At 71.1% G+C, this 19,155-nt stretch carries 18 protein-coding genes and 1 pseudogene; 8 read left to right on the plus strand and 11 right to left on the minus strand.

The window, feature by feature from the left end; translation table 11 throughout:
• Positions 1 to 43 precede the first annotated feature (43 nt).
• Both AC27IY_RS15415 and AC27IY_RS15420 read right to left on the minus strand, forming a co-directional pair.
• A pseudogene (locus tag AC27IY_RS15415) lies at positions 44 to 154 on the minus strand (RHS repeat-associated core domain-containing protein); the annotation flags it as partial.
• The gene (locus AC27IY_RS15420) at positions 127 to 750 is read right to left on the minus strand and encodes a hypothetical protein (RefSeq protein WP_487178451.1); all 624 of its coding nucleotides are present in this window, start codon (positions 748 to 750) and stop codon (positions 127 to 129) included. The gene AC27IY_RS15420 and the pseudogene AC27IY_RS15415, both read right to left, overlap by 28 nt.
• Positions 751 to 946: 196 nt before the next feature.
• Between AC27IY_RS15420 and AC27IY_RS15425 the strand changes: the two genes are divergently transcribed.
• On the plus strand, positions 947 to 1,228 hold the full coding sequence (locus AC27IY_RS15425; RefSeq protein ID WP_487178342.1) for a hypothetical protein: 282 nt from the start codon (positions 947 to 949) through the stop codon (positions 1,226 to 1,228).
• An 88-nt stretch (positions 1,229 to 1,316) separates the two neighbouring features.
• Here AC27IY_RS15425 and AC27IY_RS15430 read toward each other — a convergent pair whose 3' ends face one another.
• Complete coding sequence (locus AC27IY_RS15430) at positions 1,317 to 2,186, minus strand: alpha/beta hydrolase (RefSeq protein ID WP_487178343.1); 870 nt, start codon at positions 2,184 to 2,186, stop codon at positions 1,317 to 1,319.
• Positions 2,187 to 2,287: 101 nt separating this feature from the next.
• Here AC27IY_RS15430 and AC27IY_RS15435 point away from each other — a divergent pair, with 101 nt between their 5' ends.
• On the plus strand, positions 2,288 to 2,728 hold the full coding sequence (locus tag AC27IY_RS15435) for a MarR family transcriptional regulator (protein WP_423445530.1): 441 nt from the start codon (positions 2,288 to 2,290) through the stop codon (positions 2,726 to 2,728).
• Positions 2,729 to 2,765: 37 nt separating this feature from the next.
• Here AC27IY_RS15435 and AC27IY_RS15440 read toward each other — a convergent pair whose 3' ends face one another.
• Together AC27IY_RS15440 and AC27IY_RS15445 are read right to left on the minus strand one after the other, a co-directional pair.
• On the minus strand, positions 2,766 to 3,878 hold the full coding sequence (locus tag AC27IY_RS15440) for a CU044_5270 family protein (RefSeq protein ID WP_487178344.1): 1,113 nt from the start codon (positions 3,876 to 3,878) through the stop codon (positions 2,766 to 2,768).
• 2 nt (positions 3,879 to 3,880) lie between these two features.
• Complete coding sequence (locus tag AC27IY_RS15445; RefSeq protein ID WP_487178345.1) at positions 3,881 to 4,489, minus strand: RNA polymerase sigma factor; 609 nt, start codon at positions 4,487 to 4,489, stop codon at positions 3,881 to 3,883.
• A gap of 419 nt (positions 4,490 to 4,908) precedes the next feature.
• On the opposite strand from AC27IY_RS15445, the gene AC27IY_RS15450 reads away from it, so the two are divergent.
• A complete protein-coding gene (locus AC27IY_RS15450) occupies positions 4,909 to 6,669 on the plus strand; it encodes an alpha/beta fold hydrolase (protein ID WP_487178346.1) in 1,761 nt (586 codons plus the stop codon).
• Positions 6,670 to 6,752: 83 nt separating this feature from the next.
• Positions 6,753 to 7,181 carry a nuclear transport factor 2 family protein gene (locus AC27IY_RS15455; protein WP_487178347.1) on the plus strand — a complete coding sequence of 143 codons (429 nt, stop codon included), beginning with the start codon at positions 6,753 to 6,755 and terminating at the stop codon, positions 7,179 to 7,181.
• 28 nt (positions 7,182 to 7,209) lie between these two features.
• Here the strand turns inward: AC27IY_RS15455 and AC27IY_RS15460 are convergent, their stop codons facing one another.
• On the minus strand, positions 7,210 to 8,637 hold the full coding sequence (locus AC27IY_RS15460) for an aldehyde dehydrogenase family protein (protein ID WP_487178348.1): 1,428 nt from the start codon (positions 8,635 to 8,637) through the stop codon (positions 7,210 to 7,212).
• A 293-nt stretch (positions 8,638 to 8,930) separates the two neighbouring features.
• Between AC27IY_RS15460 and AC27IY_RS15465 the strand changes: the two genes are divergently transcribed.
• The gene (locus AC27IY_RS15465; protein ID WP_344205254.1) at positions 8,931 to 9,554 is read left to right on the plus strand and encodes a TetR/AcrR family transcriptional regulator; all 624 of its coding nucleotides are present in this window, start codon (positions 8,931 to 8,933) and stop codon (positions 9,552 to 9,554) included.
• Here AC27IY_RS15465 and AC27IY_RS15470 read toward each other — a convergent pair.
• The gene (locus tag AC27IY_RS15470; RefSeq protein WP_487178349.1) at positions 9,526 to 11,058 is read right to left on the minus strand and encodes a PucR family transcriptional regulator; all 1,533 of its coding nucleotides are present in this window, start codon (positions 11,056 to 11,058) and stop codon (positions 9,526 to 9,528) included. The genes AC27IY_RS15465 and AC27IY_RS15470 overlap by 29 nt on opposite strands.
• A 106-nt stretch (positions 11,059 to 11,164) precedes the next feature.
• Here AC27IY_RS15470 and gabT point away from each other — a divergent pair, with 106 nt between their 5' ends.
• Both gabT and AC27IY_RS15480 read left to right on the plus strand, forming a co-directional pair.
• Positions 11,165 to 12,493 (plus strand): 4-aminobutyrate--2-oxoglutarate transaminase, encoded by a 1,329-nt coding sequence (gene gabT / locus AC27IY_RS15475; protein ID WP_344205257.1) that lies wholly within the window; start codon positions 11,165 to 11,167, stop codon positions 12,491 to 12,493.
• A 209-nt stretch (positions 12,494 to 12,702) separates the two neighbouring features.
• Entirely contained in the window at positions 12,703 to 12,903 is a 201-nt protein-coding gene (locus AC27IY_RS15480) for a hypothetical protein (RefSeq protein ID WP_344205259.1), read from the plus strand.
• A 15-nt stretch (positions 12,904 to 12,918) separates the two neighbouring features.
• Here the strand turns inward: AC27IY_RS15480 and AC27IY_RS15485 are convergent, their stop codons facing one another.
• The 4 genes from AC27IY_RS15485 to AC27IY_RS15500 form a co-directional block, all read right to left on the minus strand.
• Entirely contained in the window at positions 12,919 to 14,022 is a 1,104-nt protein-coding gene (locus AC27IY_RS15485) for an extracellular solute-binding protein (protein WP_487178351.1), read from the minus strand.
• A 68-nt stretch (positions 14,023 to 14,090) separates the two neighbouring features.
• On the minus strand, positions 14,091 to 15,599 hold the full coding sequence (locus AC27IY_RS15490; protein ID WP_487178352.1) for a CoA-acylating methylmalonate-semialdehyde dehydrogenase: 1,509 nt from the start codon (positions 15,597 to 15,599) through the stop codon (positions 14,091 to 14,093).
• Positions 15,596 to 16,876, minus strand: coding sequence for an aspartate aminotransferase family protein (locus AC27IY_RS15495; protein ID WP_344205264.1), 1,281 nt, complete (start codon positions 16,874 to 16,876; stop codon positions 15,596 to 15,598). Before AC27IY_RS15495 ends, AC27IY_RS15490 begins: the two co-directional genes overlap by 4 nt.
• Positions 16,877 to 16,944: 68 nt before the next feature.
• The gene (locus AC27IY_RS15500; RefSeq protein ID WP_487178354.1) at positions 16,945 to 18,396 is read right to left on the minus strand and encodes an MFS transporter; all 1,452 of its coding nucleotides are present in this window, start codon (positions 18,394 to 18,396) and stop codon (positions 16,945 to 16,947) included.
• 55 nt (positions 18,397 to 18,451) lie between these two features.
• On the opposite strand from AC27IY_RS15500, the gene AC27IY_RS15505 reads away from it, so the two are divergent.
• Positions 18,452 to 19,150 (plus strand): TetR/AcrR family transcriptional regulator, encoded by a 699-nt coding sequence (locus tag AC27IY_RS15505; RefSeq protein WP_423445547.1) that lies wholly within the window; start codon positions 18,452 to 18,454, stop codon positions 19,148 to 19,150.
• The last annotated feature ends 5 nt before the right edge of the window (positions 19,151 to 19,155 follow it).

Consider the following 19,155-nt stretch of genomic DNA (forward strand, 5'->3'; position numbering starts at 1 on the left):
GGTCGATGGGGTTGTTGGCGGCGTAGGAGTAGGGGTTGGCCCATTCGGAGGTGCGCAGGTCGAGTTCGGGGTCGGTGGAGATGAACCGGGCGATGGCCGGGTCGTAGTAGCGGGCACCCAGGTAGGTCAGGCTGGTGGAGGCGTCTTCAGTCTTGCCGAGGAAGCCGCGGTCGGTGAAGGGGAGGCCGTCGGCGCCGCGGCGTTGGCCGAAGGCAGGTAGCGTTCGCGGCTGACGGTGCCGGTGGTGTCGTTGACGGCCAGTTGGGTGCTGCCGTGCTTGCCGGTGAGCATCCAGGTGACGCCGCCGGCGTCGCGCATGGCGACCAGGTCTCCGTCGGCACTGTTGGAATAGCGTTTGCCGGCCACCGCTCCGGCGGACAGACGCAGCTCCATGGCGCCGAGGTAGAGCGTGGTGCTGCCGTCGGGGTCGCGCCGGATCAAACGCTCACCGGAGGCGTCGTAGACCATGTTGGTCTGCTGGCCGTCGATGGTGGCCTGGGTGAGCTGGCCGAGCTGGTCCCAGGTGAAGGTGCCTTGTTTGCCGGCGACGGTGCGGGCGCTGAGCTGGCCCTTGGCGTCGTAGGCGTAGGTGTCGGTGCCGTTCGGGCGGGTGATGCTGGTGACGGCGTTGGGGCGCACGGCGCTCGCGCCGGGGGCGGGGTAGGTGTAGGTGGCGGTCTGGCCGTTGTCGGTCATGGTGGTGAGGTTGCCGACCTTGCCGTAGGTGTAGGCCTGGCTGTAGGGGTCGATGCCCTTGGCGTCCCCTCAGGCACCGTCCACCCGCGCAGGCCCACGACCTCTCCATCGACCTGGACACGCTCTCGCGGCAGATCGAGCTCGCCAAGGGCAGCGAGCTCGCCGAACTGCACCGGGTGACCGCGCTGCTCGCCGCCATCCAGGCCAACGCCTTCACCCGGCTGGAACAGCACGGCACCGCCTGCCGCTGGTGGGAGACCGGGAAGCAGCGGCACGAGCCCGCGAGGACCTGCTCCGCCGATCGCGCGACTACGTGTACGCGACAAACATCCAACTGCACGAGGCATGGGCCGCCATCGCCAGAGGCGGAGTGGAGCAAGGAGCGACCCAGGCGGCCACCACCATAGCCGCCGTCCCCGAACGATTCCGCACGGCCCACGTGCTGGAGACCGCCAGGATGGTCCTGCACGCGGTGCCCCCCGAACAGGCATTTCGTCCAGCGGTGGGCGAGTTGCGGGCGACCCTGGCCTGAGCGGCGAGCCGGGGTCAACCGGGAGGCGGGCCGTTTCCGCCCAAGGAAGCGTCAGGTGCCCGGTCGTCACGGTCGGCTGACACGGCCTTCACCGGGCGGGCTCGTCACCCGCCCGGTCCGTCCCGAGCGGGCCGGACACAGCCCCCGCCGAGTCGAGCACCTCGTGGAGACGTGCCGCGAAGGCGCGCGGCCGGAACACACCCGCGTTGTGGCCGCCGGGAAACTCCACGTACGAGACACCGAGCTCCTCCGCGAGCAGGCGGCCGCATCGGTGCGCCCAGATGTGCGCGGAGGCTTCACCGACGGCGGGCAGGATGCGGGTGGACGCCGCTTTGAGCGCGGACAGATCCAGCAGGTGACGGCGGACCGCCGGCGCGTCGTGGGTCAGGAAGAACTCCAGATTGGGCAGACGCTCCGGCCCGGGCGGCGTCGTCGCGACGTCGGGTTCACGGTCGGCCGGGTCGATGGCCGCGAGAGCCGCGAACCTCCGCAGGGCGGCGAGAGCGCCTTGTGCCCGGTGGATGTCCTCGACCTCTTGCTGCTCCTGCCTGGCGCGGCTGCGCTCCGGCTCAGGGAGCAACTGCGTCGCGGGAGGTTCGTGCGCGACCAGGACCCTGACCTGCTCGGGGTGGCGGGACACCAGTTCGAGGCAGATCAGCGCGCCGATGCTGCTGCCGTAGACGTAGGCGGGCTCGGTGGTGAGCGCGGCGAGCAGGTGGTGCAGGTCATCGGCGTGGGTGGTGACGGTCGGAGGGTCACCGGGGTCGTCGAGGGTGCTGGCGGACAGGCCACGGCGGTCGTAGGTGAGGACCGTGTACCTGTCGGCGAGCTGGGCGGCCAGGTCGTCACTGGCGGCGGCGTCTCCGTCCCCGCCCGCGACCAGGAGGAGCAGCGGACCGGTGCCGCGCAGAAGGTAGCGCAGTCGCGCTCCAGGGACGTGCAGGTTCTTCGAGATCATCAGCAGTGCCCTTCATCCATGATGCATCGACTCGGAGATGCATCAGAAAATAGATGTATCAGATTACAGATACATCTGTCGATTGGTGCATCATGGACGTCATGAACGGGCTCGAACTGTTCCTGCTGGGACACAAGTTGATCCGGATCGGTCAGGACGCCATTCCCCGGTCGGGCTTCCACGCGCTGCCGGCCAGTGCCCGCACGATCCTCGTCGACGTCTTCGAGCACTCCGGCAGTTCCATCGGCGAGATCACCGATCGCACCGGCTTCCCGCAGAGCCTGGTGTCGGCGACGGTCGCCAAGTTCCGCGACACCGGGGTGATGGTCACCGAGCCGGACCCCACCGACCGGCGGCGCACTCTGGTACGCCCCGCGCCGGGCATGCGTGAGCAAGGACAGCGGCAGGCCGACGCGGCGACGGTCGATGACGTCCTGGCCAGAGCATTGGGCGTCGAGCCTGCGGAGGTCACCCAGATCATCGCCACGCTGGAGTCCCTGGCGCACCGGCTGTCCGCCTCAGAGGCCGGAAGGGATCTCTGAGGATCGGCAGCGGGCCGAAGGACCTCCTCTGCGTCGGCTACCTGGGCAGGACGGGCCGGGCATCGGTCCAGCCCGAGTCCACGATCGCCCAGTAGTCCAGCACCCTGCCGGTGACCTGCCACTTCTCGCTGTCCGGGCCCGGTTCGAGCTGGATGTCGCGGCTGCCCAGCAGTTCGCCGGTGCGCTGGTCGAAGAGCACCTGCCGCTGGATCGTCCCGCGGCCGTCGGCGCTCTCGAACGGGGCCGCGAGCGCGACCGCGACACGTCCGAGCGAATCCTTGACGACCCCCAGCCGCTGCACGCCGGGATGGTCGGTGATCAGGCGCATGAGACCGGCTCGCACCTTGGGCGGGACGGGCGTGTTCGCGAGCAGGGAGAAGACCTGGTCGAGCACGCTCGTGGGCTCCTCGCAGCTCTTCGGCGCGCCGGTGCGGCCGTCGGCGAGCTTGATCGAGCCCTCGCACAGGAGCTCGCGCAGGTCCTCCGGGTCGGTGGGCAGGTCCTGGAGTTCCTGGTAGGTGAACCGGCCGAGGCCGCCGACGTCGAACACGCCGCCGCCCCGGGCGTCCGGGTCGTCCTCCTGCCAGGGGCCGGGCTCGGCCGCGAGAGTCCTGATACGGCCCGACGAACGGATCTGCCAGCTCGACGGGGAGCCCGCCGCGCGCCAGGCGTCCACGTCTTCCTCGGTCTGCAGCTCACCAGGGAAGTCACGACCGTAGAAGGAAGCGCCGTCGCCACGGCGTTGTCCCGTCCATGCGAAGAACTCGGTGCGTTCCTCCACGACGTACCCGCCGGTGCGGCCGAGCGCGAGCGCCGCGAAGGCGGTGCGCTGGTGCGAGTACCAGTAGCGGCCCTCCTGCTGCAGCTCCGCCTGGGTGGCGGCGGCCAGCATCATGCCGCGGGGCGACTGGTCCATCGTCACGCTGGGACGAGGCCGTACGGACTCGCCGCCGGGCGAGAACGCCAGGACCGCCGCCACCGCCGTGGCCGTGGCGGCGACCACCAGGCCGAGCGGCATGCGCCACGTGAGGCGGCGCGCCGGCAGTCGGTCGTCCTGGCTCAGCATGCGACGGCGGGCGGCCGCCGCGGTGGCCGTGGACGGAGGAGGCGGGTCGTCGTACACGCCGCGGACGAGATCCAGGTCGTTCATCGTCAGGCCTCTTCCTCATCGAGCAGGGGGTTCTTCTCGCCCAGCGCCTTGCGCAGCTTCCCGCGAGCCCGGTTGAGCCGCGAGGACACCGTGCCGAAGGGCACGTCCAGGGCCTGCGCCACCTCGTCGTAGCTCAACCCGCCGAGCGCCACCAGCAGCAGCACGTCCCGCTGGGCGGCGGGCAGGGCGGCGACGGCGCGAGCCAGCGTGCCCTTGACGTGCTGCGCGCTCACCTTGGCCGCCACCTCGTCCTCGTGGCCCCGGGGCGGCTCCGCCAGGGGGTTCAGCCGGTCCACGGCTCGCAGGAGGCGCACCTCGTCACGGCGGTGCCGGCTGACGAGGTTGGTCGCGATGCCGTACAGCCAGGGGCGGGCGCTGCGGTGACTCAGGTCGAAGCGGCGGCGCCGGCGGAAGGCCAGGGCGAACGTCTCGGCGGCGACGTCGTCGGCCGCGTACGGTCCGAGCCGCCGGGAGGCGTACCGGTGGATCTCGGCGTAGTGGGCGTCGAAAACGGCGCCGAAACACTCGGGCTCGTCCCAGGACCGCTCGATCCACACGGCGTCGTCCCGCGACGGTGCATCCGGAGGAGCGGTCAGGTAGGGCTCATGCATGCGAAAGCCTCGCGGTGGTGAGGACGTCGGTCACCTGTTGTTGTCCGCAGCCCGCCGTCGCCTTCCCCCTGATTCCGCCGAGCGCGCGGGTTCGCGGATTCCCCACTCTGTAGTCAGGAAACCCGTGCATGGCAGAGGCCCTGGGTATCCGACCCGGCCGAGTTCGTGACGGTCGGGCGGGCGAGGAACGCTGTCTGCATCGGCTGGCATGCGACCCCAGGAGACCGGAGGGCGCGAGCAGCGTCTCGAAGCGGGCGCCGAGCGTGAGCCTGACAGTCGCCGGCTGCCGCCCTTACCGTGATCAGGGGTGATGAGCCGAGATCACCCCGTGGTCGCTGACAGCTCTGGGAGCAGGGTCCCGGGTGGGATCCTCCGACCGGCCGAAGAAATTCGGCGCACGGACAACGAGACTCGGGAGCATGATCGTAAAAGCTTTAGGGCTCGCACTGGCCGCCGCCTTGCTTCCCGGCACCCCAGCTCCTCCGACCGGCCTGCACGACTGCGCGAACGCGACCACACGCTGCGACGGAAGCATCGATGTCCCCCTCGACTGGGAGAACCCCTCCTCCGAACGCATCTCCGTGGCCTTCGCCTGGATTCCGGCCGAGGGAGCCGGCGGAACCGTGGTAGCCAATCTCGGAGGGCCAGGCCCGACTCTGCCGACCATACCCGAGATGCAGCGCGTTCTCGGACCTGTGCTCGAACGCAAGAACCTGCTGGTCATGGATCCGCGCGGAATGGGGAAGTCCTCGCCGCTGCTCTGCCAAGGAGCCGGCATCGAGAAGCCCGAGACCATCGCGGCTTGCGCCAGGAGCGTGGGGCCGCGGGGCGCGTACTTCACCGCTGACCAGGCCTCGCATGATCTCGACGCGATCCGGAAGGCACTCGGTGTAGGCAAGGTGAGCTTCTACGGCAATTCCTACGGCACCCTGTACGCCCAGGCGTACGCCGCTCGGCATCCAGGCGGCCTGGACGCGATATTCCTCGACAGCTCCATGATCGTGGACCCCGACGGATACGCGAACTGGGGGAACTACTGGTCATGGCGCCGCCAGTTCGATCTCGTCTGCGAACGGTCGAGAGCGTGCGACGCCCTACCGGGCAGCGCCTCCGACACCTGGACTCGCCTGGTGGACAGGCTACGGGAGCAGCCCGATCCGGAAGTGTCGGTGTTCCAGACCTCAGCGCTCAAGAGGATGTCTGAGCCGGTGTTCGGCCGGGAGGCCGCCGCGGCCGCGAACGCCTACCTGCGCGGCGACCCGGCTCCACTGCGCCGCCTGGCACGGCTGGTTCCCACAACGCTTCCACCGGCCAACGATCCGTATGTTGCCGGCTATCTGGGCTTTCGCTGCGGCGACGGTAGCTTCCCCTTCGACCGGCTGGCCTCGGCGACCGAACGCCAGGCGCAGGCCGAGCGCTACTACGAGCGGGTACGCCCGCTGGCGCCCTATCAGATCAGCGACATCTTCCCTGGGATCGGCACCGTGGAGCCATGCATCAACTGGCCGACTCCACGCCACAGCCCGCCGCGCCCACCTGGACAGACGCTGCCCACCGTGCCCGTCCTGGTGATGGCGGGGGAGCTTGACATGAACAGCCCCGCCGAAGTGGCGAGATCGCTGCGAGCCTTTCCCAACGCAACCGTCGTGCGAGTCCCGTTCGGACCGCATGCACTGACGTCTCCCGCCTCGCCGATGGGTGATTGCGTGCGCGGCATGCTGCGCACCTTCCTGACCACCAAGCAGGTGACCGACCAGAAATGCACCGGCGAGAACTACCGCGCCCTCGGCGCCTTCCCGCAGACCGTAGGAGACGTGCCGCCGCACCCGGCCCGCGAGCTCAGCACCGCCCAGCAGCGGGTGCTCGCGGCCACCTTCGCCACCGCGTCGGACGCCATCGCCCGCCGCAACCCCAACAGCACCGTCTATACAAGAGTGCAGAACGAGCCAGGGCTGCGCGGTGGCCAGGTCACCTTCGGCCAGGACGTCACGCTCGACGAGGTGCGGTTCGTGCGCGACCTGCGGGTCAGCGGACCGATCAAGCTCACCTCGGAGGGCCGCGCCACCGCCACGCTCCGCGCCGAGACCGGCGGACGCACCCACGAGGTAACGCTGAGCTGGACGGCATTCTCCACCCGCCCGTCTTTGTCGGGCAGCTTCGACGGCATCCCCTTCGACTAGTTACCCCCGCCACCACGGCGGGCCCTCGGGGGTTACCTGGGACGTAATCGACGGCTTGACCTCCGGGGTGGGAGGGTCGGGGCATGAGCGAGAAGAGCACCCGTGAGGTCGTGGAAGAGCTGCTGCGCAGGATGGCCGAGGGCGATCACGAGCGCGTCGCCGCGTTGTTCGCCGAGCCGGTCGACTGGCGGCTCGACTGGCCGGACGAGGGGCACCCGGCGGTGCCGTGGATCCGGCCCCGCCGGACCAGGGCGGATGTCGCGGACCACTTCCGGACCCTGGAGGCGTATCACGTGCCCGAGCTGAACGGCACGTCCGTGACGCGGATCCTGGTGGACGGGGCGGACGCCGTGGTGTTCGGCGAGATCGTCCAGACGGTGCGGGGGGAAGGCGGGGTCGCGTACAGCTCGCCGTTCGCGTTGCGGCTGACGGTCGAGGGCGGATTCATCACCCGCTACCACATTTATGAGGACAGCCTGACGGTGGCGCGCGCCCTCAGCTCTCAGGGGTGAGGACGCGCGCCACGGTCGGCCGGGGAGATCAGAGGGTCAGGCCGGTGAGGACCATGACCTTCTCGTACGTGTAGTCCTCCATCGCCGAGTGCAGCCCCTCGCGGCCGATCCCGGAGTCCTTGACGCCGCCGTACGGCATCTGGTCGGCCCGGTAGGAGGGCACGTCGCCGATGATGACGCCGCCCACCTCCAGCTCACGGTTCGCGCGGAAGGCGGCGTCGAGGGAGCGGGTGAAGACGCCGGCCTGCAGGCCGTACTTCGAGTCGTTGACCATCGCGTACGCCTCGTCGATCGAGGCGGCCGGCTGCAGGATCAGCACCGGGCCGAAGACCTCCTCGCAGGCGACCTTGGCGTCCTGCGGGACGTCGGCGAGCACGGTCGGCGCGATCGTGGCGCCGTCGCGGGTGCCGCCGGCCAGCAGGCGGGCCCCGCCGGCCACGGCTTCCTGGATCCACTGCTCGACCCGCTCGGCGGCGGCCTCCGACACGAGCGGCCCCACCTGGGTCTTCTCGTCGGCCGGGTCGCCGGTGACGAGGGCTTCGACGGCGGGCAGCAGGCGCTCGACGAAGGCGTCGTACACGGGCTGCTCGACGATCACCCGCTGGACGGCGATGCAGCTCTGCCCGGCCTGGTAGTTGGAGTAGAGGGCGACGCGCTGGGCGGCCCAGTCGAGGTCGGCGTCGGCGAGGACGACGGCCGCCGCGTTGCCGCCCAGCTCCAGGGTCACGTGCTTGCGCGGCACCTGGTCGGCGATGGCGTAGCCAACGGGCGCGGAGCCGGTGAACGACACGACCGGCAGGCGCGGGTCATCGACGAGGGCGGCGGCGCGCTCGTTCGGCAGGGGCAGCACCGAGAACATGCCCGCGGGCAGGTCGGTCTCGGCCAGGATCTCGCCGAGCACCAGCGCCGACAGCGGGGTGGCGGGCGCGGGCTTGACGATGACCGGCGCGCCGACGGCGAGGGCCGGGGCCACCTTGTGCGCGACGAGGTTCAGCGGGAAGTTGAACGGGGTGATCGCCAGCACGGGGCCCTTCGGCACCCGCGACACGTACGCCAGGCGCCCGTTCGCGGCCGGCTCGGTGTCGAGCCGCTGGACCTCGCCCGACCAGCGGCGGGTCTCCTCGGCGGCGAAGCGGAACGTGGCGACGGCCCGCGAGACCTCGCCGCGCGCCCAGAGGATGGGCTTGCCGTTCTCGGCGGAGATGAGCCGGGCGATCTCGTCGGCCCGCTCGGCCAGCCGGCGCGAGACGTGGGCCAGGGCCTCGGCGCGCACGTGCACGGGGAGGGCGGCGGCCTCCTTCGCGACCGCGTGGGCGCCCGCGACGGCCTCCTCCACCTGGGCGTCGGTGGGCACGGAGTGCCGGCCGACCTCCCGGCCGTCGTGGGGGTTGGTGACAGTGAGCTCGGAGTCCCCGGTCGCCGGGCTGCCGTTCAGCCAGAAGCTACGCACGTCCATACGGAGACGTTATGTCACGCCCGGGACCGGGGAATTACACCACGTTGCACAAGAGCCTCGCGACCGCTCACCGTTAAGTACAAGCCCCTCTGTATACCCAGGATGTAACAGAAGTAGACCTAATTCGGGATGTTTACCGTGGGGAGGGGTTTGAGGGAACTCCGCCTTGGCTAAGTCATCGAGTGCGGGTCTCCAGCGCGGCGGGCCCCCGATCAGAAAGGCGTGGGCCCCGTGACCGAGCAGCGTGAGGTCACCAGGACGACGAAGTCCTCGGCCGCCGGGGAGGTGGTCTCATGACCTCGACGCCCATGGGGCTGCAGGGCGCCTATCTCCTGGGAGAGCGCGCCGGCCATGACGAACTGCGTTCCCGCCTGCTCGACGTGGCGGTCAACCTGCTGGAGACGGACGGGCCCGAGAGCCTGACGATGCGCCGCATCGCCGCCGAGGCGGGCTGCACGACGACGGTCATCTACACGATGTTCGGCAACCGGGAGGGCCTGGCGGAGGCGCTCTATCTGGAGGGGTTCGAGCGCTTCCGCCGTTTTCTCGAGTCGGTGCCGCAGCGGCGCGACCCGCTGGAGCACCTCAACGCCCTCGGGCCGGCCTACCGGGAGGCGTGCCTGGCCGAGCCGGGCTACTACAGCCTCATGTTCGAGCGGGCCATCCCCGGGTTCGAGCCGAGCGAGCGCGCCCGTACGCTGGCGCGGGCCGCGCTCAACATCCTCGACCGGGTGATCGCCGACTGCATCTCGGCCGGTTATCTCGCGCCGACCCAGCCGCGCAAGGTCGCCGACGCGCTGTGGGCCGCCGCCCAGGGGGCGATCAGCCTGGAGCGGGCCGGGCACCTGCGCGACGGCAGCACGTACGAGACCGTCACCACGGCCGTCGTCAGCTGCTACCGGTCGCGCAAGAAGTGACCGGGTAACGGCGGGCCGCCTCCAGGGCGAGCCACAGCTCCGCGCGCACCCCGGGATCGTCGAGGTCGCGGCCCAGCAGGTCGCCGACCCGGCGCATGCGGTAGCGCAGGGTGTGCCGGTGGATGCCGAGCCGCTGGGCGGCGGCGTCCCAGTGGCCGTTGCTCTCCAAATAAGCGCGCAGCGACTCGACCAGGTCGGCGCGGGACCCGTACGCGGTCAGCGGCGCCAGCAGCGCGGTCGCGAACGCCTGGGCCGTGGCCTGGTCCAGCAACCCCAGCAGACCCTGCCCGGCCAGCTCTCCGAACCGCACCACCCGAGGGCCGGTCGGGTGCTGAGCGGCGGCGGCGAGGGCGCGCCTGGCCTGGTCGAGGGCGGTGGTCAGGGACGCCGAGTCGTACGTGGCGGGCAGGCTGACCCCGACGGGCGCGTCCGCCTCCCCCGCCACCTCCACCACCAGCGCCTCCGGCACGAGCGCGAACACCACGTCGCCGGCGTGGGGCTCGGGGGCCGCGAAGACCCGGGTCTCCAGCACGTCCAGGGCGTCGGCCCGCGCGGCGAGCACCGTGAGCGGCGGCTCGGGCAGCCGTCCGCCGAGAGCGGCCAGCACGTCACGGGCCTGCTGCCCGGCCCCGGACAGCAGCAGGTCCAGCGCCGCCGACCGGACGCGGCGCTCGGCCGCGGCCTGGGTGCGTCCCTGCTCCATGGCGAGCGTGAGGAGCGAGCCCGCCGCGTTGATCACCGTGTGGGTGACCGGCGAGAACGCCTCCCTGGCCCCCACGGCGAAGAACCCACGAGGCCGTGCGCCGCCCAGCGGCTGCACCACGATGTGCTCCCCCGGCGCCGACAGCGCCAGGCTGGCCGGCCACCGCCCCCGGCCGCCTTCCCCCTGTCGTTCCTCCCCCGCCACGAAGGGCCTGGGGTGGCCGGTGAGGAGCCGGCCGAGCTCGGCCGTGACCCCCTCCGTACGGGCCCCGCGCGTGGCGTGGCGCACCGCGCCGGTCTCGTCGAGCAGCGCCGCCCACCCGCCGACCTCCTTGGCCAGCCGGTCGACGACCGCGTGCATGCCCTCGGGCCGCAGCGCCGCCCGGGTGAGCCGCCCCTGCGCGGCGAAGGCGCGGGTGATCTCCTCGTACTGCTCGGCGGCCAGCAGCTCGCTGACGGCCTTGCCGATGGCGATGAACGGCGTCTCGCGCGGCACCTCCAGCAGCGGCAGCCCCGCCCGCCCGGCCGCCTCGACGAGGGCGGGGGGCACCTCGGCGTGGGAGACCCCGACGCCGAAGCCGAGCCCGGCGACGCCCCGCGCCACGAGCCGCCCGACATATCCGGCCAGGTCGCCTTCCAGCCGCAGCCCGGTGGTGAGCAGCAGCTCGTCACCCTCCAGGTAGGGCGTGGGATCGGCCAGCTCGCTCACCGCCACCCAGCGCACCACGGTGTCCGGCGGCAGCCCTCCGGCCAGCGGCCGCAGGCCCATCCGGCGCACGACGGTCTGCAGCGTAGGCGGCATTCGGATTGTTCCGTTCGGGTTTTGTCCATTCCGGCGAAGACGAGCACCCCCAGTGTGCCATATCGACGTATCGGCCCAGGTAGAAGGCCACCGTAGCGTCGGAGGCATGAGCATTCCGCAGGAGCGGCGCGTCGTCACCGCGATCCCCGGCCCCAAGTCCCAGGAGCTGCTGGCCCGCAAGCAGGCGGCCGTCCCGGCCGGCATCGGCACCACGCTGCCGGTCTTCGTCACCCGCGCCGGCGGCGGCGTCGTGGAGGACGCCGACGGCAACTCGCTGATCGACTTCGGCTCCGGCATCGCCGTCACGAACGTCGGCAACGCCGCGCCCAAGGTCGTCGAGCGGGTCCAGAAGCAGGTCGCGGACTTCACCCACACCTGTTTCATGGTGACCCCGTACGAGTCGTACGTCCGGGTCTGCGAGAAGCTGAACGAGCTCACCCCGGGCGACCACGAGAAGCGCACCTTCCTCGTCAACTCGGGCGCCGAGGCCGTCGAGAACGCCGTGAAGGTCGCCAGGCACGCCACCGGCCGCCAGGCGGTCGTCGTCTTCGAGCACGGCTACCACGGCCGCACGCTGCTGACGATGACGCTGACCGCCAAGAACATGCCCTACAAGCACCGGTTCGGCCCGTTCGCGCCGGAGGTGTACCGGGTGCCGCTGGCGTACCCGTACCGGTGGCCGACCGGCCCGGACAACTGCGCCGAGGAGGCCGCCGCGCAGGCCATCGACGCCATCACCAAGCAGATCGGCGCCGAGAACGTGGCCGCCGTGGTGATCGAGCCGATCGCCGGCGAGGGCGGCTTCATCGTGCCGGCCAGGGGCTTCCTGCCGCGCATCGCGGAGTTCTGCAAGGACAACGGCATCGTGTTCGTGGCCGACGAGGTGCAGACCGGCTTCGCCCGCACCGGCACCCTGTTCGCCTGCGAGGACGAGGGCGTCGTCCCCGACATCATCGCCACCGCTAAGGGCATCGCGGGCGGCCTGCCGCTGGCCGCCGTGACCGGCCGCGCGGAGCTGATGGACGCGGTGCACGTGGGCGGGCTCGGCGGCACGTACGGCGGCAACCCCCTCGCCTGCGAGGCCGCCCTGGGCGTGCTGGAGACCATCGAGGAGGAGGACCTCGTCGCGAAGGCCCGCCGCATCGGCGAGATCATGCTCCCGCGCCTGGAGTCGATGAAGGAGCGCTTCGACGTGATCGGCGACGTGCGCGGCCGGGGCGCGATGATCGCGATCGAGCTGGTCGAGCCCGGCACCAAGGAGCCGAACCCCACCGCCGTCCAGGCGGTCGTCAAGCGCTGCCACGCCGAGGGCCTGCTGGTGCTGACCGCCGGCACGTACGGCAACGTCCTGCGCTTCCTGCCCCCGCTGGTCATGCCCGAGCACCTGCTCGAAGAGGGCCTGGGGATCCTTGAGAAAGCCATCGCCGAACTGTAGATACCAATCGATATCGGGCATCCAGCTTGTGGCTGGATGCCCGATTTTGTTGGTGTAAAGCCGGTCAGTTGGGTAGAGAATTCACCCTGACTTGACGCTCAGCTGGACGCTCATGGCCACGGTCAGGGGTTATAACGGATCCGACGTACGGATGGGCGATGGCTGCTGGGAACGTGATGAACTGGGGTCCGACAAGAACGGCGCGGAGTATGTTGACGTTCGACCCTGAGGGCCTGAGCTGGGCTCAGCGCGAGGGTGACGTGTGCGTCGTCTGCCACAAGCGGTGGCCGCGGCCGCGCGTGCGCGTGGGCCGGCTGCCCGACGACTCGGCCGTGCTGGCCTGCGCCGACTGCGCCGAGGCCCTCATGCCCGCGCCCCTCGCCACCGTGGTGGCCTTCCCGTCCCGTTAGTACCGCGCTCCGGCTCTATTTCGCCAGCTCGCGCCACCGCTCGGCCCAGGCGTCGTAGTCAGGGCACCCGCCCTCCCCCGCCCGGCAGTCCGCCGGCGGCCGCTCGGCGAAACGCACCCGCGACAGCCTCTTGGCGTCGCCCACCCCGTACATCTGGCAGACCTGCCTGGCCCGCCCCTTGCACGCCTTGTCGTTGGCGGGCGCGAGGCCCACCCACGCGGCCGCGTCGCGCTGCGCGTCCGGCGCGGCCATCCAGTTGAGCCAGCGGTAGGCGCAGGACGTGTCGGGGACGTTGGCGCCCAGCATCCAGGAGTCGACCCAGCCGGTCGTCTCGCCCGCCGGGACCGTCTTGACCTGCTTGCCGGCCTTCTGCAGCAGCAGCCGGTAGTAAGGGGTGGCCTGCGCGTAGTCCAGCTCCCCCGTGGCGAAGCCCTTGACCAGGTCGAGCGGGTTGGACCAGTAGGTGCGCTCCTTCGCCCCCTCCAGCAGCCTCATGGCCGCGTCGAGCTGCTCCTCGGTGAGCGCGTAGGGATCGTCCTCGCCGGCCGCGAGCGCGGCGTCGGCGATCGTCATCGGGCTGTCGCGGAGCGCCGCGCGCTCGGAGGCGAACGCCTCCTTCAGCTCGCCCTTGACCCGGGCCGGGTCGTAGACGAACTCGTGGTAGCCCCACAGGTAGGGGACGCCGTAGACCTTGCCGGACACCGTCGTCATGTCGCGGAAGCGCTTGTCGAGGTCGCCGTAACTGCTGATCTTCGCCGGCTCGACGGGCTGCACCTGCTTGGCCGCGACGAGGCCGGCGGCGAGCGCGGGGCCGGCCGAGACCAGGTCGTAGGACCTGGCCTGGAGCTGGCGCATCATGTCCTCGGCGGTCTGCACGGTGTCGAGCTTGGCGATGCGGCAGCCGGTCTCCTTCTCGAAGTCGCCCACCCAGTTGAAGCGGGGGCTGACGCCGCCGTACTCGGCGAAGCCCCGGTAGGTGAGGATCTGCAGCGTGCCGTCGCTCTGCGTGGCGGAAGCGGTGGGGGTGGGCGACGGGGAGAGGGTCGGGCTCGCCGCGCCCGTGCCGGACACCAGCGCCGCCGTGGCGAGCGCCAGCGCGTACGTACGTCGGCGATGCACGATGCCCCCTCTTGCCCGGGTCCCCTCGCCCCGGTGCCAAGGAGCTTACCGGGACCCGGGCCGAGGGCTCACTTGTTGGTGGGGAAGCCCAGGTTCACGCCCCCGTGGGAGGGGTCGAGCCAGCGGGAGGTGACCACCTTGCCGCGGGTGTAGAAGTGCACGCCTTCGGTGCCGTGCACGTGCGTGTCGCCGAACAGCGACGCCTTCCAGCCGCCGAAGCTGTAGAACGCCATCGGCACCGGGATCGGCACGTTGATGCCGACCATGCCGACCTCCACCTCGTTCTGGAAGCGCCGGGCGGCGCCGCCGTCGTTGGTGAAGATGGCCGTGCCGTTGCCGTACTCGCCGCCGTTGATGAGCTCCAGGCCCTCCTCGTACGAGCCCACGCGCACGATCGACAGCACCGGGCCGAAGATCTCCTCGGTGTGCGTGCGCGAGCCGGGCGGCACCCGGTCGAGGACCGTCGGCCCGAGCCAGAACCCCGGCGCGTCGGCCGCCGTGCCGCCGCCCAGGACCGCTGTGTGCCGGCCGTCCACGACCAGCTCCGCGCCCTCCTCGACGCCGAGGTCCAGGTAGGAGGCGACCTTGTCGCGGTGCTCGCGGGTGACCAGCGGGCCCATCTCGGACTTGGGGTCGTCGCCGGGGCCGAGGACGAGCCTGTCCACCCGTTCGGTGATCTTCTTGACCAGCTCGTCGCCGACCGGGTCCACGGCCAGCACGACGGAGATCGCCATGCACCGCTCACCCGCCGAGCCGAACCCGGCCGAGACCGCCGCGTCCGCCACCAGGTCGAGGTCGGCGTCGGGGAGCACCAGCATGTGGTTCTTGGCGCCGCCGAGCGCCTGCACCCGCTTGCCGTGGGCGGTGCCGGTCTCGTAGACGTAGCGGGCGATCGGGGTGGAGCCGACGAACGACACGGCGCGCACGTCGGGGTGCTCCAGCAGCCGGTCCACCGCCGTCTTGTCGCCCTGGACGACGCTGAACACGCCGTCGGGCAGCCCGGCCTCCTGCCACAGCCGCGCCATCAGCAGCGACGCCGACGGGTCCTTCTCCGACGGCTTCAGCACGAAGGCGTTGCCGCAGGCGATGGCCAGCGGGAACATCCACATCGGCACCATCGCGGGGAAGTTGAACGGGGTGATCCCGGCCACCACGCCGAGCGGCTGGCGGATCGACCAGGAGTCGACCCGGGTCGAGACGCCCTCGCTGAAGCCGCCCTTGAGCAGGTGCGGGATGCCGCAGGCGAACTCGACGACCTCCAGGCCGCGGGCCACCTCGCCGAGCGCGTCCGAGTGCACCTTGCCGTGCTCGGCGGAGATCAGCGCGGCCAGCTCGTCGCGGTGGGCGACCATCAGCTCGCGGAAGCGGAACAGCACCTGGGCGCGCTTGACCAGGGAGGCGTCCCGCCAGGCGGGGAAGGCCGCGACCGCCGCGGCGACCGCGGCGTCCACGTCGGCGACGTCCGCCAGCGCGACGTGGCCGGACACCTCGCCGGTGGCCGGGTTGAACAGCTCGGCCGTACGGCCCGAGCCGCTCTCGGCGGGGGCGCCGTTGATCCAGTGGGTGACCGACTTCACTGCTGCGCCGCCTCCGCGTCGATGGTCTCCAGGGCGCCGACGATGATGCCGAGACCCTCGACCGCCTCCTCCACCGTGAGGGTGAGCGGCGGGGCCATCCGGATGGCGGTGCCGTAGAGGCCGCCCTTGCCCGCCAGCAGGCCCGCCCTCTTGGTCTCCTCCATGAAGCGGGCCGCCTGGGCGGGGCTCTCCAGCTCGACGGCGAACATCAGGCCCTTGCCGCGTACGTCCTTGACGACCGACAGCCGCTTGGCGGCCTCCTTGAGCCCGTCGATGATGATGGCCCCGGTGCGCGCCGCGTTGGCCTGGAGGTCGTGGTCGAGCACGTAGTCGAGGGTGGCGTTGGCGGCGGCCATGGAGATCGGGTTGCCGCCGAAGGTGGACAGGCCCACGGCGTGCGGGCCGTCCATGAGGTCGCCCCGGGCCACGAGGCCGCCCACGGCGAAGCCGTTGCCGAGCCCCTTGGCGAAGGTGATCACGTCGGGCGTGACGCCGTGGTCCTGGATGCCGAAGAACGCGCTGCCGGTGCGGCCCCAGCCGGTCTGCACCTCGTCGGAGATGAACAGGATGCCCTGCTCGTCCAGCACCTCCTTGTACGCCGCGAACAGCCCGTCGGGCGCCATGGTGAACCCGCCCACGCCCTGGATCGGCTCGGCGATGAGCGCCGCCACGTCGTTGGAGACGGCCGTGGCGAGGACGTGGCGCAGGTCGTCCACGCACGCGGCGATGTAGTCGGCGTCCGACAGGCCCTTGAACTGCGTCAGGTGCCGGTCGGCGCCGTGCAGGAAGTGCACGTTGAGCGGGGAGAGGGAGTTGTTCTTCCAGGACCGGTTGGAGGTGACGCTGACCGCGCCGAAGCTGCGGCCGTGGTAGCTCTGCCGCATGGCGAGCACCTGGTCGCTCTTGCGCGCGTACGTGGCCAGCAGCAGCGCCGTCTCGTTGGCCTCGGTGCCGGAGTTGGTGAAGAAGACCTTGGCGTCGGGGATGCCGGACAGCCGGGCGATCTTCTCGGCCAGCTCGACCTGGCCGCGGAGCAGGTAGACCGTGCTGGTGTGCACGACGCCGGTGGCGAGCTGACGCTCGACGGCCTCGCGCACCTCGGGCACGTCGTAGCCGATCATGTTGGTCAGGATGCCGGCGAAGAAGTCGAGGTAGCTCTTGCCGTCGGCGTCGACGACCCGGTTGCCCTTGCCGCTGACGATCTCGATGGGCTCGTTGTAGTTGAGCGCCAGCCAGTTCGGCATCACTGCCCGATGGCGCGCTAGTAGCTCCGACATGCTATCGAGTATCCCGTCCCGCTCCCCGTCCTCATACGTGCAATGTGTCGGCTTACCGGAAAATCGGGTTACGAGCTGTAAACCGGCTCCTGCTCGGCGGCGGGCTTCGCCGGGCGCAGCACCGACACGGCGAGCAGGGCCGCCGCCACGCAGAACGCCGCGCCCACCCACGAGCCGAGATGCATGGCGGAGGTGAAGGCCGCGTTCGCGGGCTCGGCCAGGCCGGCGAGGTGCGCCCCGCCGATCGACTCCCTGGCCGCCTCCGGCAGACCGGCGGGCATCTCGGCGGTGTAGCGCCCGGCCAGCACGCTGCCGAGGACCGCGATGCTGAGCGCCACGCCGACCTGCTGGACGGTGTCGTTGAGCGCCGACCCCACGCCGGCGTGCTCGACGGGGATCGCGTTCATCAGCGAGGCGTACGCCGAAGGCCCGGCCAGCCCGCCGCCGACGCCCATGACGACCAGCCCGGCGAGCAGCCCGCCGTAGCCGGTGGTCAGGGCCATGACGACGAAGCCGCCCGCCATGAGCGCCAGCCCGGCGCCGACCAGCACCCGGTTGCTCACCCGCTGCCCGAGCCCCGCGCCCACGCCGTTGAAGACGGCGGCGGCCACGGCGTACGGCAGCATGGCGAGCCCGGCCTGGATCTCGGAGTAGCCCAGCACGAACTGCAGGTACTGGGTGAGCATCAGCATCACCGCGCCCGCGCCGAACGACATCAGCAGGATCGAGAACGACGCGCCGCCGAAGTTGCGGTCGGCGAACAAGTGCAGCGGCAGCATCGGCTGGTCCTGCCGGCGCTCCCACACCACGAAGGCGGCCAGCGCGAGCACCGCCACCGCGATGACGGGGATGTTCCACTCGCGCTCGATGATCACGTAGACGGCGGCGGTGAGGCCGGCGCTGGACAGCACGACGCCCACGGGGTCGATCCGCCGGCTCTCGCTGCGGCTCTCCGGCATGAGCACGAGGGCGGCGACGACGGCGACGGCCGCGATCGGCACGTTCAGCAGGAAGATCGAGCCCCACCAGTAGTGCGCGAGCAGGAAGCCGCCGAGGGTCGGGCCCGACACCAGGCCGACCAGCGCCACGGCGCTCCAGGCGGCCATCGCCTTGCGCCGCTCGTCCTCGTCGAAGACGGTCAGCAGGATCGACAACGTGGACGGCATGACGAGCGAGCCGCCGACGCCCATGAGCGCCCGCGCGGCGATGAGCTGCCAGGGCTCCGTCACCAGCACGGCCAGCAGCGAGGCGCCGCCGAAGAAGACCAGGCCGATGATGAGCAGGCGGCGGCGGCCGTACCGGTCGGACAGGGCTCCCGAGGTGAGCAGGAGGCCGGCGTAGGCCAGCACGTACGCGTCGATGATCCACTGGATGTCCGACGGAGTGGCGCCCATCTCCTTGTTGAGCGAGGGGATCGCCAGGTTCAGCACGGTGTTGTCGACGACCAGGACCAGCAGGGCCAGGCACAGGACGAGGAGAATCCACCAGCGACGAGGGTCTCGTACAGTGTTCGAGGTCACTCGCACACTGTACGACAGTCCTCGTACACCGTGCGAGTGGATTTATCCTGGAGCCATGAGCAGGCAGTTCACCTCCGTCTGGACCCGCGAGCCGCGCAGCAAGCCCGCCGGCCCCGGACGCAGCCGCGAGGAGATCGTCAGGGCTGCCGTGGAGCTGCTCGACGCCGAAGGGCTCAAGGGGCTCAGCATGCGCAAGCTCGGCGCGAAGCTGATGTCCGGCGCCACCAGCATCTACTGGTACGTCGCCACCAAGGACGACCTGCTGGAGCTGGCCTACGACGAGGTGTGGGCCGAGATCACCGTCCCCGACCCCGACGAGGCGCACTGGCGCGAGGTCTCCTCCGTCCTGGCCCACAGCATGCGCCGGGCGATGCTCAACCACCCCTGGTCGGCCGACCTCCTCGGCCGCCTGCCCGCGCTCGGCCCGCACGCGATCGGCGTCAGCGAGCGCATGCGGCGCACGTTCAGGCTGGCCGGGTTCGCCGGCGCCGACATCGACTTCGCCGGCGCCACGCTCACCGCCTACATCTTCGGCATGACCATCCCGGAGATCGCCTGGGACACCACGGTGGAGGGCGTCTGGGACACCGCCGCGGCGCAGGCCGCGCTCGCGAAGGTCGCCGCCGGGCACCCCGAGCTCATGAAGGGGATCGAGACCGTCGCCCCCGAGGACCCGAGGGTCATGCGCGCGATGGCCTTCGACTTCGGCCTGGTGTCGGTGCTCGACGGCCTTGAGCGACGGCTGCCGGCGTAGCAGGA

Source organism: Nonomuraea sp. B208 (assembly GCF_057536035.1).